14 protein-coding genes and 2 pseudogenes are annotated in these 14703 nt (G+C 38.3%); 10 read left to right on the top strand and 6 right to left on the bottom strand.

Annotation, left to right across the window (positions count from 1 at the left end; genetic code table 11):
• Positions 1 to 201, bottom strand: a pseudogene (locus H4J59_RS15790) (hypothetical protein); the annotation flags it as partial.
• Positions 202 to 1571: 1370 nt separating this feature from the next.
• Between H4J59_RS15790 and H4J59_RS15785 the strand changes: the two are divergent.
• Positions 1572 to 1736, top strand: a complete 165-nt coding sequence (locus H4J59_RS15785) for an Arm DNA-binding domain-containing protein (RefSeq protein WP_182240955.1) — start codon at positions 1572 to 1574, stop codon at positions 1734 to 1736.
• Positions 1737 to 1785: 49 nt separating this feature from the next.
• Entirely contained in the window at positions 1786 to 1947 is a 162-nt protein-coding gene (locus H4J59_RS15780; protein ID WP_182240953.1) for a hypothetical protein, read from the top strand.
• A 706-nt stretch (positions 1948 to 2653) separates the two neighbouring features.
• On the opposite strand, the gene H4J59_RS15775 is transcribed toward H4J59_RS15780, so the two are convergent.
• Positions 2654 to 3439, bottom strand: coding sequence for a hypothetical protein (locus H4J59_RS15775; protein ID WP_182240951.1), 786 nt, complete (start codon positions 3437 to 3439; stop codon positions 2654 to 2656).
• Positions 3432 to 4244 carry a CPBP family intramembrane glutamic endopeptidase gene (locus tag H4J59_RS15770; RefSeq protein ID WP_182240949.1) on the bottom strand — a complete coding sequence of 271 codons (813 nt, stop codon included), beginning with the start codon at positions 4242 to 4244 and terminating at the stop codon, positions 3432 to 3434. The genes H4J59_RS15775 and H4J59_RS15770 overlap by 8 nt, the downstream gene beginning before the upstream one ends.
• 220 nt (positions 4245 to 4464) lie before the next feature.
• On the opposite strand from H4J59_RS15770, the gene H4J59_RS15765 reads away from it, so the two are divergent.
• Positions 4465 to 5988, top strand: coding sequence for a winged helix-turn-helix domain-containing protein (locus H4J59_RS15765; protein ID WP_182240947.1), 1524 nt, complete (start codon positions 4465 to 4467; stop codon positions 5986 to 5988).
• A gap of 24 nt (positions 5989 to 6012) precedes the next feature.
• Here the strand turns inward: H4J59_RS15765 and H4J59_RS15760 are convergent, their stop codons facing one another.
• The 3 genes and pseudogenes from H4J59_RS15760 to H4J59_RS15750 all read right to left on the bottom strand — a co-directional run bounded on the left by H4J59_RS15760 (position 6013) and on the right by H4J59_RS15750 (position 8994).
• Positions 6013 to 6537 (bottom strand): nuclear transport factor 2 family protein, encoded by a 525-nt coding sequence (locus H4J59_RS15760; protein WP_182240945.1) that lies wholly within the window; start codon positions 6535 to 6537, stop codon positions 6013 to 6015.
• Positions 6538 to 6772: 235 nt separating this feature from the next.
• A pseudogene (locus H4J59_RS15755) lies at positions 6773 to 7633 on the bottom strand (IS1595 family transposase).
• A gap of 602 nt (positions 7634 to 8235) precedes the next feature.
• Entirely contained in the window at positions 8236 to 8994 is a 759-nt protein-coding gene (locus H4J59_RS15750) for an FKBP-type peptidyl-prolyl cis-trans isomerase (RefSeq protein WP_182240944.1), read from the bottom strand.
• 158 nt (positions 8995 to 9152) lie between these two features.
• Here H4J59_RS15750 and H4J59_RS15745 point away from each other — a divergent pair, with 158 nt between their 5' ends.
• From H4J59_RS15745 to H4J59_RS15715, 7 genes are all read left to right on the top strand, one after another.
• Complete coding sequence (locus H4J59_RS15745) at positions 9153 to 10118, top strand: WD40 repeat domain-containing protein (RefSeq protein WP_182240942.1); 966 nt, start codon at positions 9153 to 9155, stop codon at positions 10116 to 10118.
• Positions 10115 to 10336: a SlyX family protein gene (locus tag H4J59_RS15740; protein WP_310733210.1), complete on the top strand. Its 222-nt coding sequence runs from the start codon at positions 10115 to 10117 to the stop codon at positions 10334 to 10336. The genes H4J59_RS15745 and H4J59_RS15740 overlap by 4 nt, the downstream gene beginning before the upstream one ends.
• Before the next feature lie 245 nt (positions 10337 to 10581).
• On the top strand, positions 10582 to 11001 hold the full coding sequence (locus H4J59_RS15735) for a tetratricopeptide repeat protein (RefSeq protein WP_182240940.1): 420 nt from the start codon (positions 10582 to 10584) through the stop codon (positions 10999 to 11001).
• Between the two features lie 661 nt (positions 11002 to 11662).
• Complete coding sequence (locus tag H4J59_RS15730) at positions 11663 to 11851, top strand: hypothetical protein (protein ID WP_182240965.1); 189 nt, start codon at positions 11663 to 11665, stop codon at positions 11849 to 11851.
• Positions 11852 to 12003: 152 nt separating this feature from the next.
• The gene (locus H4J59_RS19530; protein ID WP_259369566.1) at positions 12004 to 12285 is read left to right on the top strand and encodes a winged helix-turn-helix domain-containing protein; all 282 of its coding nucleotides are present in this window, start codon (positions 12004 to 12006) and stop codon (positions 12283 to 12285) included.
• Positions 12286 to 12397: 112 nt separating this feature from the next.
• The gene (locus H4J59_RS15720) at positions 12398 to 12679 is read left to right on the top strand and encodes an EF-hand domain-containing protein (protein ID WP_182240938.1); all 282 of its coding nucleotides are present in this window, start codon (positions 12398 to 12400) and stop codon (positions 12677 to 12679) included.
• A 706-nt stretch (positions 12680 to 13385) separates the two neighbouring features.
• Entirely contained in the window at positions 13386 to 14663 is a 1278-nt protein-coding gene (locus H4J59_RS15715) for a YHYH protein (RefSeq protein WP_182240936.1), read from the top strand.
• Positions 14664 to 14703: the final 40 nt, after the last annotated feature.

Genomic DNA, 14703 nt, shown 5'->3' with positions numbered 1-14703 from the left:
GGTTTCAGCATGACTGCTCTGTGCAACACGTAGCTTTTGTGCTTCACTAAAATGGCAGTGCACTAATAAACTGGCAGGGAAGCAATCGAACTGAACAGTGTGACTTATATGACTAAAACCACCGATTTGCTTTGCCTCTTCATTGATTTGGTCTAATACAGCCAATAACTTATTGTTCAAACGATGGCAGATTTTACTCATTTTCATACTTTATGACTTACTCAATAGGCACTAAATTAACAAGGTACATTGTAGCCTATAGTTGGAACAAAAAAATTGGAAAACGATAGAAGTTTAAAATAGATATTGAAATGTCAGCTAGCGTATCTTAGTTACCATTAATTGAGGTGATTATTACTTGTGATTTTAGACCGTTTTGAGCTTCAAGCGGACGTTAGGATTAATGAGTTGCTAACGTCTCCAATGTACGCGGAGAAGACGTTTTGGATCATACTATCGTGCCTGCATATAAATTAGTACGAACTACAATCCAACAAAAACTCCTCTATACCATTAAATTTATTAGCTCAAACTTGAACTATCACTTTGGCTTTATAGGTTTTAATCAAGACTGACAGTCGGAAAAGCCAAAAAAAACGGTCGTTCGTCATAAAACTGCTAATGCTAACTTTGTGGCAAAAGTTAATGTTTCATAAAATGACCCTATCTCATTTAATGTCCATCAATTTCATTTATAATATCCAATCAAAATCTCATTTTCTGGCGCAAATCTCATCATTTTCTGCGTTCTACACAAAAGTACTTTTGTTCGCATAGAAACAACACCATAATATTAGATTTATAATCTTTATTTAACTAAAGTAATTACTTCAAAGACTCTGGTACAAGTAATAGATATGAAAATTTTAGTGAGACTGAAAATACCACTACACTACTTAAAAAAAAATCATTTCAAATAATAATAATATTAATCCATTCATCTATAGTAAATTCAAATAAAAAAGTTAGAAATAGAAGTGATAAATTAGACCATTATAAATACCAAAACTCCATAAACACTGGTGTTTTCAGTAGACTGAACATATTTTCATTGAAAATAAATCCTACATAACAAAAAAATAGACTGAGCATTGTCAATTTACACATCACTTATACGAAGATATTCGTGGAATATATGCTCTATTAAAGTTGTTGCACAGATAAAAAGCCTTTGCTATAAATGTCTCGCGCTAAAGAAAAACAATAATAAAAACAATAAAAATAATAATAAAAATAAAGAAAAAAATAAAAAGAAGCTAGTTTACTAGACCATATAGCGAGCATTTCAAGCCTTACTTCGGTAAGGCTTTTTTATTGCCTAAAATAATGTGTTCACATTAACCAAAGTTAATACACAAGGGTTGTAGGCAAACACATGGATTTTCAACATTACTCAAGATTAACGAAAATAGACCGAAATACACCTTCAAAGTATCCCCAGAAGAAATCCCACGACCATGTGAGGAAGTATTATGAATAAGCGCTTCAACTTTACTATCCCCGCAATAAACAATTTAAAAATCACCGACAGCAGTCGAGTCTAATATTGAGACACCAAAATTCCCTAGTTAATGTTAAGAGTAACGTCAACTGGCTCTAAGTCCTTTTCTGTTGCCAAAAAAATTGATGATAAATATGTTCGAGTTACTTTAGGGAGGTCCCCTGCAAATAGTATTGAGCAAGCACGTGAAAATATCTTGTTAATGGAAAATGGTGTTAACCCTATTGAGAAGTAACGCGAAGAACGTATAGAGCACTTATCAGTCGGTGATCTGTATAGGCAGTATGAAGAAAACCTTTGCTATAAAACGTTATAAAAAAAGTAGCTTTCCAAGCATAAGAAATGCCTATCAAAAATTAGACAAGGAAATAATGGATTACGCAGAAAACAATCCTGACCTAAAGAAAGATGGTGATATTAGTCAAACGATTAAAGGTGTGCTTTAAGGAGGGCAAGTAATTGTCACTAGTTTTTTTAGTTGACGTTTAGAAAGAACGAAAGTAGTTTTTTCTCACTTGAAGCTCTGTAAATAACTTTACTAATCACCAACATTGGAACGATAACAAAGTGCACATTGCAACATTAGCAGCGAGCTATGGCTAACGTCAGCTTCAAGCTCAAAACCCGTCGATAGCTTTTAACAAAGACCACAAAACTGACCTAATTTAGGTACAATATTATTATAATAAATAGCCCGCTTCGCCATAGCGGACATAGTCCTACGGATCAGGAATAACGCATTTGTGCTATTTGCAGATCGACATTCAACCTTGATTGAACTGGCGGTAATAGCAGAAAACAGTCAGTGGAAGATTTCAGCACCAATCATAAATTAGCGACCATAGGAGATATTTGGCACTTTTATCAAATCGAATATTGTTAGAGGTATCAGCCACCAAGGAGGTCGGTTGGGTGATTCGATTTTTCACAAACGTGTCGCAAAACAGGCCTTTTGTGAACCTGATGAAGTAAAATAAAAAAATGGCGAGTACTGATCTATTAATGCACTTTGAATCACCACTGATTTACTTAACAATTGGAAGACGTGTAGCGCCTATCTTTTTTCATTATGTGTTTTATACATTTGGACACAACCAAATCACTAAACTAGTTTTTCAATCGACACAGTTTGATTCTGGTTCGCAGTTTCAACTAGCGCTTTGAATCAAGTTTTGTATTGTTTTGTTCGGATAGTCGTTGGGTGACAACAACATGGGTATGGGTTGTAGTGACGAACTCATCTATGCTGATAAAAAATCCATACTTACCTTTGAGTTGTCGAGACTCCAATTTGGTGTATAACGGCCCGCCTTCCCACGCTTCGGCGTAATCAATTCTGACTTCGAAGGTGTTGACTTTGGCCAATATTGACGGTTTAAAGGATTTTGGGGCATATATGTGCATAGACAAAAAACGTGGATTAACCTTACTGACAGCCATTTCGCTTATTAGCGATGCCCCAAGCGTATTGGTTATTTTCTTTCCTGTTTCTTCAGTGGAATCGTATTCACCGGTATCGACATTGACAACGTTAGGTATATCAAATACCCAAGTGGTCTCTGACTCTCTCACTAGCGTAGTTTCGTCAATAATAAAGTTGGTATTAGATACAAGGAAATTTGTATTCCACCGCAATCTACCAGATGGCATTTTCCCCAGTATTTCGATGGTTTTCCACTCCCCCTTTTCTTGTGTCGTTGGAGTGTATTTTGATTGCAGTTTATTGCCTGCACCATCTTCAACCGTGCGGATAAAAGAAATGCCTAAGTCGATAGGCACTTGTTTGTTGCGCAATTCAAGATCGCTTATCGCTTTTTGTAAAGCTACCTTTGACCGACCAATATTTGAATCTGTATCGGCGTGAACATGGTGATTCTCAATACAAAGTAAGGTTAGTAGTATGAGTGATGTTGGTCGTAGGATGTTGAAACTAGTCATGAGTTAATCCTTGTAGGTAACAATTAAGAGGAACTCGCTTTAATCCCCAGATACCGGGCAAGGTGGCGAGTGCGAATATTAAGGGGATGGCAACAAAATAAGCGGCCGGTTCGTTGGGCGTTGGGGTGAAATCTAAGATGAAACTGCTGTTTATACTGCCAGTTGCATTGATGAATGCGTGAACGGCAATGACGCTAAATATGCTGCGTGAATATAACATTAACCCCGCAAAGCCTATGCCTAGCATAGTGGCGTATAGAACTTGTGCTATCACATCTATGGGATCGGAATGCACTAAATTAAGTAGGTGAAGGCAACCGAATATAACTGCTTGTGCCATTGCCGCTTTATACAAGCCCGATCGGGTATGTCCCCATGCATGATACAAGGTGATAAAAACTAAACCTCGCATTAGTGTTTCTTCAAAAGCGCCTGCCGCGAGGTTTGTTGCTAGCCATCGGACAATATCTACAGAACTAGGTTGCAGTAGTACCCATTTAACATTGGCTAGGTTAATGAGACCCACACACAACATAGGAATGATGAGCGCCCACCTATATTTACTCCCGATCACTAGATGCTTATTTGGTTTCGTTATGGTGTTCCAACCCAAACGGTAGACGAGCAACATAGAAGTGGCTGCGATTAGGTAACGAGTGAGTGTTGCAAAGGTCCATAATCCTACTTGGGGAAACAAGTTATTTAACAGTACTGGTATTAATTGCGATGCAGCGACGGCAATCACAGCAATTAAAATAGCGCTGATTAGCGGTTGATTGAGAATTTGTTGTTTAAGTTTTTGCATTCTTATGAGTTACCGTTAGTTATTGGATAAAGCTAATGGTGTATGCGTTCATAAAAAAAACCTATTGAAATAATCTGAAAATTACTGAAATTCAGGTGAGGCAAAAACTTAACCAATTAATTTTATATTAATTTGGTGCACTCGAGACAATTGCAATAGGAACTGGTGTACTATTACATTCCTGTTGTTGAAAAACTCTAAGTAAGTGGGTAGTAAATTTGTGACTGTGTTTTACCAAACTGTCGGTTTTACAATATGGCCCCATACTGGCAAAGTGACTTTCAACGATCAAAATGTCAGTGTTCGTCCAAAAACGTTCCAATTGCTGGTATTACTCGTTTCGTCTAAAAATATGGTCAGCAAACAACAAATTTTGGATGAAATCTGGGATGATGTTGTTGTTGATGATGACCAAGTTATTTTTCAATCGATAAAAGAGCTTAGAAAACTTTTTGTGGGTAAAGATGTTATTAAAACGTATCCACGCAAAGGATATGCTTGGATTGCCAAAATTGAACAGAACCAAAATATAGATGTATCCCCTAACGACGCCAAAGCTGTGGGCTTAAAAAAGGCGACTCTTTTCAATAATCCATTGTCGTTAGCAATAGCCGCTACGATATTGTTCATTGTTATTTTAGCCGCTTCCTTTATGCAACAGGGCGAGCCAGCCATTACCGGTTCTGTCGTTGTTTTGCCTATTAAAAATAATATTGAAGACACTAACCATCAGTGGGTTCGCTATGGCGCAATGGATCAGCTAATTCAGCGACTGTCGTCTAGTCACAATGTCGGAGTGTTAAATACTGACTACGTTATGGAGGTAATGAAAAGAGCTGACATGCCAAGGGATAACTTTGACCGTCAACACATCGAGCAAATATTTACTGTATCGGGCGCGACTTTAGTTATTGAGGCTTCGGTAACAGGCAGTTCTGGCGACTACCAAGTCATTTACACCTTGCATCAACAGAATGACATTGAAAGAGGGGCTATTTTAGACGAGCACATTGGGTCTGCTATTGATAGATTGGCGGTGATAGGCAATCGAAAGCTAGACAACAAAAACGAAATTTCGACAACACATTATTTATCAGCATTTGCCAATCAAATGCTTGCTGAAGCAATACAAATGCGAAACAGTGGAAAAAATTTAGGGGCGAGGCAACTGTTAGAAGCTATTACCGTAACTGAGCCTGACAACCTTACCGCTTCACGGTTGTTGGTAGAAGTTGCTTTAGAAAACAAAGATCGTGCTGCGGTGGAGGAGATCCTTTCCAACGCAATTCCCAAGGCTATAGCCACAAAAAATATTAAAGAGCTGATTCGGTTACGATTTTTTGCAGCCATGAACGCCGCACAAAATGGCGATTTTGATCAGAGTCAAAAATTTATTGATGATGTTAACACTGATGCAAAACTGATTAACGACTGGTTATATTTAGCCTATGCATCGGAATTTACCGGTTCATTAAATCAACACCTAGCTAAGTTTGATTTAGCTCAAGCAAATTTTGAGCAGGCCATTGAATACCATAAAGTCTTGCAATGTCCGTTGGGACGCTCTAATGGACTGATGCATTTGTCGGTACTTGCGCATGCGCAAGGTGATTTAAAAGTCGCCGAATATAACGCTAAGCAAGCATTAGCAATTATTAATGAACGCGAATTGCTAAGTATAAAACCCGCAGTAAAATCATGGATACATCGAATTAAAACTAGTCAGCTACAACAAGACCTGTAGCGTCATAGGTTTAAGTTTTTTTAATTATATAACTAGCGTGAATGAAAAGTTGACTGCGTTAATCTTCCAACCGTTTTTGGTGTTTATTAACTGCCAGTGTTCTTGTCCAAAATTACTAACTTTCTCATCTTTGAAAAATTCATAATCAAAACTGACAGAAGCGACTTCTTTATCAGTATTAATTTTGACATTTTTGAAGACCTCTTTGCTTGCTTGGGGTGAATTGACAATTGCATGGATGAACTCTTTTGGTGTGCTATTCATGATCTTAGGTTGTTGTTTAAATTTCTCATCTTTCGCTATTAATGCTTTTAATGTGTCGTCACTAATAACACCAACCCAAGTTATATTATCATTGTTCATATTATGGAACAGCGATAAAAATAACGCTTCATCTTTGGTTACTATAGAAAGCTTAAATGATTCAATAACGTCCCAAATCAGAGAGGTCGTCTTATTCTCATTAGCTTGTATTGAAAAACTAAGAAGGGTTAGCAAAAAGAGTATTGAAGTAATGATAGGGCGTTTTTTCGATTCTATAGACAGCATTTTTTCACCTTTTTGGTTTAATATTAAACGGATTACATGATATAAGTTCACACTAACAAGGTGCTTGAATTGTGGTTAATGGTCTAATGAAATTGTCTGAAAACTTCTGAAATCACACTTGAATAAGAATGGGCGTATTCTGATGTGTGAAATAAAATCATTAAGATAGAATAACAAGTAGTAGAGAAATGGATGTCATATTTGTGTGCTTTTTCAAAGTAATACAATCTCCTGATTACCAATAAACTTCAGCTAGTCTCAATAGACGATTGGCATAGGCTGTGTTCTTACCACCAGCCTTGGTAGAAGCGTCCTCAACTCGAAATGATTATTAAACCGATAACAATACTCCGCCAAATGACGTGGCAGATGTTTGGCTCCAATGGCATGACAACTGCACCGTAGCGAGTTCTTCACATTGTCTATCATAGTATTCACGCATGAAGGCGGGATGCTCCAACATATCCAGATTACCGCCTGTAACGGCTCAAAAATGGTGTTTATCCTCACTGGCTATCACCCGGAAGCAGGCAGGCTGTCTTAAATAACAATGGTATCTGACTTGATATGCAGCGCTGATCATTTTCTATCGCCCTTGATTGAAACCCATTCACCACATTCATTCTCATCCGAACGGGATGACCCTGCTCATTCAGGCGACTGCGGCGACAAAAGGTGTCTTACCAGCTGCGCTTTCCCCCGCGTCGTTTGCCTCACCAGTACACATCTTCCAACTGCACGACACCTCCAATGGGGTGCTTTCTTTCATCGCCTGTAACAGCTTGTATTTTAGCTTCCAGGCGGTGTCGTAATTCACGCCTAATTGGCGCTTTAGCTCCATCGCTGACAATCCTGTTTTGGATTGCATTAGCAAATGGATTGCCATAAACCTCCTAGTTAAAGACAGTTTAGTACTCGCAAATAATGTTCCGCTGATCAGAGAATGTTGATGACCGCAGCGGTTACATTGTAAAAGTCTGCGGCACTTCAACTAGCAATAAATATGGTTACCGCAATCCCAGCACAAAGACCCCAGTGGGAAACGCCAGTTAAACAACGTTTGTTGGCACTTATCTTCAGTGCCAAAGTTTCCCATAAACTCAAACAAACTATACCCTTACTGAAACTGTACTTGATTCTTTGCCATGATCTACACCTGCCCTCACTGCACTTGTATACTGTGGGTTATCAGGGGGAAAGTCCATTTCAACAACTTATTTAGCCAATACCTCAGATTAATGGCTTAGGTATTCATGTTTCGTTAAATATAGCGGGACATCTTAACTTTGGCCCTGACACGCAATACATTGATGTTATTGACTACCACGTTGACCCGATAATAAAAGCTAAGTTCTTTAACCCAATAGTACGATACTTCCCTGAAGTTGATGCTAATAAATTGCAGCCTGATTACGCAGGGGCTCGGCCAAAATTACAAGCCACATACGAAGGTTTTAAAGACTTTAGCATTCAAAATGAAAACAAATATGGCATAGCAGGGCTAATTTATTTATTGGCTACTGACTCACCCCGGCTGATCTCAAGTTTAGCTATTGCTGAGTACGTTGAGCACTTACAGCTAACGGATTAGCCTAATTGAATGCAGTAGCAATACAGTAGTAATGCCGGGTTAAAAACAAAAAAACCAACCTAGGTGGTTGGTTTTTACTATACAAAAAGCTATAAAATTTTACTTATCTATTTGTCGCCAACTTGCGCTGCGGCTTCTGGTTTTTGAATTTCTAATAACTCAATATCAAACTGAAGCACAGAATTACCCGGAATGCGTGGTGGGTTTCCGTTAGGACCGTAAGCTAGATCTGCAGGGATAGTAAATTTAAACTTAGCACCTACTGACATTAACTGCACACCTTCGGTCCAACCTGAAATCACGCGATTAAGTGGAAAAACAGCTGGCTCATCACGTTCGTATGAACTATCAAAAGTTTCACCATTAAGGAAAGTACCCTTGTAATGTACTTTTACTGTATCAGTGGCAACAGGCTTTTCGCCGTCAGCAGCGGTTAAAATTTCGTATTGAATGCCAGACTCAGTAACTTGAACACCTTCTTTTTTAGCATTTTCTGCCAAGAAAGCCTGACCTTCAGCTAAGCTTGCTTCTGAACTGACGGTAGCTTGTTCGGCTTGCTTTGCTTTCATTGCTTGATCTAAGTTCATCAACAAGGCTTGAATGTCTTCTTGTTCAATTTGAGAATTACCGTCCATGCTATCGGTAAAGCCACGAATAATAAGTGTTTTATCTAAAGTTAAGCCCAATTTATCGTGCTCTTCTAGATTACGCTCCATATATAGACCAATTGAAGCACCTAAACCGTAGGCTTGTTTTTGTATTTCTGTATCAAGCGCAACTGTTTGTTCTTCTTGCTTAACTGGTTCTTGACAACCCATTACTGATAATAAAGCAATAGCGACTACCGTTGGTTTAAAAAATTTCATTTATTTCTCCGTTTACTACTCAGTCAGAAATTCCCGCTAAGTCATTTAAATATGTGTGAATTGTGAAACAATGCGGCTTATACTAACGATAAATGCCCTAAGAAAAAAGTATTAATATTTTGCTAAACTGTAACTTAACTAATTTTAAAGCCAAGCTTTTGTTTTTATTGGTGTTGATATGGCTAACAGCTTGTCAGCCTCTCGGTCAAGCACCAGAAAAAAGGTGGCAACATGCGGTAGAGGGAGCCTACGCGGCAAATATCTCTAATGACGCTAAATTCAGTGTTGTCTCATCCATTCATCACGGCATTAGCTTGTGGGATTTAGACAAAAACGCGCTGAAATATAACTGGTCGCAACAGCAAAATAGTGCTGATAATTTAGTGTTGGTGGCAGATATTGCTGATAATAACAGTCATGCCATAACCGCTAATCGCCATGATTTTTCGTTGTGGAATATCAAAAATGGCCAATCAGAAGGTTATTGGTCAATTACCGAATCTAGTATTCGTGATGTAGCCGTAGCAAATAATGGTGACTACTTACTTGTTGGACAGAGTAACGGTAAAGTCGTACACATCACCATTGCCAATGGCCGCCGCTTAGAGTTTTTGGGTCATCAAGAAAAAATTAATGCAATCGATATGCTACCTAATGGCCGAGTGGCTATTTCTGGCTCTAATGATTTTGTTGCTTATGTCTGGGATACCGCTTCGGGACAAGTTATTTATCGTTTTAATCACCCTAGCCGCGTGACTATGGTGGCGCTTGATCCTAAAGCACGCTATGCCTTTACCGCTGACAGTAAAAAATCAGCCAATATTTGGGATTTAAAAACGGGCGAGTTAGTGTCCCAATTAAAATATTTTAATCGCCAAGAGATTTTTAGTGCCGTGCAATTTTCACCTGACGGCACTAAGTTATTAACTGGCGCGCCTTCTCGTAAGGTTAGCGTATGGGATATTGCTACAGGCGAACGGCTAACCAGTTGGCGTGTTTTACCACGTGATGATATTAGACCGGCGGGGGCAGTTGTTTATAGCGTCGCTTTTAGAGATAATAACCAAGTAATCACCGAAAGTTCCTCAGGATACGCCGAATTATGGCAGGTAAATAAACAGTGAAATCAGTTAACGAATTAAACAAAGCAATTGAAATGCTTGAAAGCCGCAATGCCTTTCAAGACGACATAATAGAACAACTTAACCACGAAATAACACTACATCAACGCCAGCTTGCAGAGCTGAAACAGCAAGTATCATTGCTTGCCAACAGAATTAAAGACAATACGCCAGAGCAAGACGGTAAAGAAGAAGTAGAGCCACCGCCGCCACACTATTAAAAGCAATAAGCTAAATATTGTAATCTAATTGATACCAAATACTTCAAGACCTGCGAGGTTATTAAAGCAGATCTAAAATAACCTTAGGCGCTAATGAGTAGGCTTTATTTAATTTGCTCTGTTAAATTTTAAGCTACTGAGCGAATAAACTGGGGTTGGTGGCTATAAAAGCATTATAATTAGCGATTGAATATTGTTAATCACAAAACTTAACGCAAGTTAACGCAACTGACAAAGGTCGCAGCATGAACACCAAAATATACAAGCAAGTGCTTTTTTTCGCTGATCACTTAATGGCAGCAGCTCAAGAGCAAGACCAACCTACATTTGATGGTTTTTATGCCGAGCTAAAGCAACTCTGCGAAGAGAATGAAAATACCGATAAAGACCACCCTGTGCAATGGGAAACACTTGCTGACTTTACTGATGACTTACCCTTAGCTATTACTATTTACGAGCAAGCTTTATTAAAAGCTGAAGCGATTAACGACAAAGACTTCCGTTCGTCTATTAGTTATTCTATTGCGACAATGAAAGTGGCATTAGATGATAAAGCAGGTGCTATTGAGTCATTAGAAAAAGCTAAAATAAGCTGTAATAAAATTTCGGATAAAGAATTAAAAGCGGAAATTCATGACTTACTGGAAGAGTTAAAACTTTCGTAAAAATTTAATTTTAAACTTCATTATGCACTGGAAAATACTGGCAGGTATTTTCTAGAGTATCTTTCTCATCATGATTGGCTTACTTTCCCTGTAATACCTAAAACTTATTAACCTCAATAATTAAGCTGTCTAGTTTTAGTTTTTATGAAATATGGTCCAACGAATAAAATTTAAATAAACCACAAGGAAGATCATAAAGTACAAAAAAAGCAAAAAGTCATAGAATTTAAAAAAAAACATCTCAACTGAACACCTATGGTTGGCTTGTTGAAACGATAATCCCCAATACCCTACTAATGCAGTGGAGCATTGATAAAGGCATGGTTTAATATGTTATTTCAAAAGAAATAGAAACATTACAGCCCGCATTAACTCAGATAACAGATAAATATAAAGTTGAAAACAATGGGCCGTATCTGGCTGGGAAACACCGTAGGTTTCATCACTTAATTACCCAGCAATTAGCTAATAGTGACTTGGATGTAGAGAGAAACTTTCCGCCTACACAAGATATAACCGATAAAAGCGCCTCGATAAACCATGGTTTTAAGCTGAATCAGCAGAAAATAGACCTCCACCTTGCCATAACAATTTTGCTGACTTACCTCCTCGCCCGCCAAAATCTGAAGCAAAGTATGCATTATTAGATGCTGACGAAAATGTGATTATTGCTAATTACTTGTCGACTTTAGATTATAAAAAAATAGCTATCGAGGTTGATAATCGCGTAGTGGGATATTTTGCGGTATCAAAACGGAATCAACTCACACAAGGTTACGAAGTTGAATTTATTGAACAACAACAAGAATATTTATGGCTAATTGCACTTTTAGTCATAAGCCTATTTTAATGGTGACGGCTAAGGTTGAAGAAATAGAACGCTTGATAGGTTAAGAGTTAGGCGCTGATGACTATATTTGTAACCCCTTCAGCCCTCGGGAAGTTGTTGCAAGAGTTAAAGCGGTTCTAAGAAGAACACAAACAATCGAAAATAGTGCTGATATGCTAATACTCGACGAACATCGCCTTACGGTAGGTTTTCATCATCAAAAAGTATCACTTACTTTTGTAAAGTTTCAGCTATTAAAACCCTTAGCCGCTAAACACAAGCGAATTTTTACCCGTGATCAACTGATACAAAATATGTATTCAGATCATCGCATCGTAAATCATCGCACCATTGACAGCCACATAAAAAAATTGCGTAAAAAACTCAACGATATTAGCCATAGCAAAGACTGGCTGCAGTCGTTATATGGCAAGGGTTATCACTTAGCGCTTTAGCTGCTTTTAATAAAAATGACTGAAGTGAGTTAACTTACTTTTTATTTGCACATTTTTTGCATTTTCTATTGATAACCTTGTTTATGAACTAAACACAGGATTAACAAAGATTATGAATATGCAATCAAAAGCCGTATTAGCTATCACGTTTGTAGTGGTTATGTTTTCTCAAGTACAGGCTCAAGAAAAAAATCGAGACAGACCAGGACCACCGGATTTTTCATCGATAGATATTAATGGTGACGGTGGAATTGACATGGACGAGTTTTCGCAACAAACCCTGCCTAATGGTGATCATCAAACTATTTTTTCTCATATCGACAGCGATAATAATGGCGTGATTAGTAGCACAGAGTTTAAAAATCACCGACCACCTACTAAACAGCAACGTTGAGGCGCTATAAATGATTAACTCAACAAATTTCAATAGTTCAATGCCATCGCCAAGATCAGCGCAAAGCTTAACCGAAGAATAACAGTTTTTTATTTCTGATACCTTAGCTGAATTTGACACTGAAAATATTACTCAAGAAGGTGCTTTGAACATTATAAAAGCATTTTCTCAAACCAATATTCAACCAAATGCAGCGCTAGAAAAAGCAGCTTCAAACTGCCGAATTTGATGCAAAAAACATTGGCGATCTAGCCAATGTTTCTAAAGCTAACAGGCCACTTCCTCCGCCTAGACAAAGTGCAGAAGAAATAACTTCTCTGGTAGACTATCTAGCAGAAATTCTAGAAGAACATCGGCGGAAAATAATGGCAATAGCCTGAGCGACACAAACAAGCAATCGATATTGGCATAGATCTTTGAAAAGTTTGATATTGAAGAGGGCGAGTCAATTATCAACACCACGGCGTAAACTATGAGTAAAATATTTAATAGTTCATGTGCTGATGGTATATCTAAAAATTAATGTGGGTTTAATTTTGACAATAAACTACTTTTAAAGTGAAAGTAGCTTATTTTTATTAACTTTTTATCCGCTCCAAGCTTTAAACTAGCTTTAAAAATCCTTTCACATTTTTTGCACACTTTCTGCACATTTTTGTTTTAAACTAACGCTATTCTAATAAAAAATACTGAAGGAATTTTTAAAATGAAAACAAAAATAAGTTGTTGGAAAAGTTCATCAAGCTTACTGAGCTTATGCTTAGTCATATCGACATTAACCGCTTGTGGTGGCAGTAGTAGCGCCGATAGTGATGAAAGCAGTGAATCTGGAACGACTAATTCAGCCCCCATTGCTAACGCTGGCACTGACCAATCGGTATTTTTAAACAGTACTGTTGTCCTTTCTGGTGAGCTAAGTAGCGATGCAGACAAGGATACGCTCGGTTATTCTTGGAGTTTCTCATCAATTCCTAATGGCAGTGTTGCTACATTATCAAGCGATACTCAGGTAGCACCTACTTTTGTCGCTGATGTTATAGGTAGTTATAGGGTTAATTTAACTGTCGACGATACTCTGCTTAATAGTGAAGTTGATAGTGTTGAAATAGTGGTTTCAGAAGTACCGCAAAGCTCTACTTTAGGTGTTTTATGTGACTACAATTATAACGAATATAACGATTCCATTTATGTACAAGACGACAGCTTTTCGCAATGGAGCTGTACCGATAGTGAGCGTTTATTAAGTGCCAACGGCATTCCTGATCACGAGGTAGGAGAGTTTCCAAATGAAGGCAACCCCAATACTATTTCGTCTCAAACTATTTCAGCTAACTTAAGCTTGTCGCCTGTAGAGTCGACTGCTGCAACAGAGTTAGGCGGTCCTCGCGGTGTTACAGGTTACGTACTTAATGGGGTGAAAATTGATGCGGGTACCGCAGGAAGCTGTGACGACTCCGGTGACAACTGTAGTTTAATCGATAACAGCGGCAATTGGAGTATCGAAGCATTAGGTCATACAAGTTTTAACTTTGGTACTGACAACAACAATGCCCATGTTCAGCCCGGTGGCACATATCATTATCATGGTATGCCAGAAGGTTTTATAACAAAACAAGGTGGTGGAGACACAAGCATGACGCTAATTGGTTGGGCTGCCGATGGCTTTCCTATTTACGCCCGCTACGGTTATAGCATTGTAAGTGATGCAACGTCAGCACTTAAGTTGCTTACAGGCAGCTTTCAATTAAAAAGTGACGTTAGTGCTTCTCGACCTTCGCAAGACATCTACACATTAGGGACTTTCGCTCAAGACTGGGAATATGTTGCCGGTTCAGGAGATTTAGATGAATGTAATGGCCGAGTGGGCGTTACACCTGAGTTCCCCGAAGGTATTTATCATTATTTTGCCACCGACAGTTACCCGTACTTTCAACGCTGTGTAAAAGGCGAAGTAGAAGTAACAGGTGGTATGCCACCCCCTTAATACACCTACTTAACGATACCGACATCAGTAATTCTGTAAT

Source organism: Colwellia sp. MB02u-10 (assembly GCF_014077185.1).
Classification (GTDB): domain Bacteria; phylum Pseudomonadota; class Gammaproteobacteria; order Enterobacterales; family Alteromonadaceae; genus Cognaticolwellia.
The sequence above is the reverse complement of the archived record's forward strand: the minus strand, read 5'-3'. Positions and strand labels throughout refer to the sequence as shown.

Bases quoted from the DNA above. Each gene is read 5' to 3' on its own strand.
- H4J59_RS15760 (WP_182240945.1), bottom strand. From the start codon at position 6,537: ATGCTGTCTATAGAATCGAAAAAACGCCCTATCATTACTTCAATACTC.
- H4J59_RS15735 (WP_182240940.1), top strand. From the start codon at position 10,582: ATGAACACCAAAATATACAAGCAAGTGCTTTTTTTCGCTGATCACTTA.
- H4J59_RS15780 (WP_182240953.1), top strand. From the start codon at position 1,786: ATGAAGAAAACCTTTGCTATAAAACGTTATAAAAAAAGTAGCTTTCCA.
- H4J59_RS15785 (WP_182240955.1), top strand. From the start codon at position 1,572: ATGTTAAGAGTAACGTCAACTGGCTCTAAGTCCTTTTCTGTTGCCAAA.
- H4J59_RS15715 (WP_182240936.1), top strand. From the start codon at position 13,386: ATGAAAACAAAAATAAGTTGTTGGAAAAGTTCATCAAGCTTACTGAGC.
- H4J59_RS15750 (WP_182240944.1), bottom strand. From the start codon at position 8,994: ATGAAATTTTTTAAACCAACGGTAGTCGCTATTGCTTTATTATCAGTA.
- H4J59_RS15775 (WP_182240951.1), bottom strand. From the start codon at position 3,439: ATGACTAGTTTCAACATCCTACGACCAACATCACTCATACTACTAACC.
- H4J59_RS19530 (WP_259369566.1), top strand. From the start codon at position 12,004: ATGCTAATACTCGACGAACATCGCCTTACGGTAGGTTTTCATCATCAA.
- H4J59_RS15770 (WP_182240949.1), bottom strand. From the start codon at position 4,244: ATGCAAAAACTTAAACAACAAATTCTCAATCAACCGCTAATCAGCGCT.
- H4J59_RS15720 (WP_182240938.1), top strand. From the start codon at position 12,398: ATGAATATGCAATCAAAAGCCGTATTAGCTATCACGTTTGTAGTGGTT.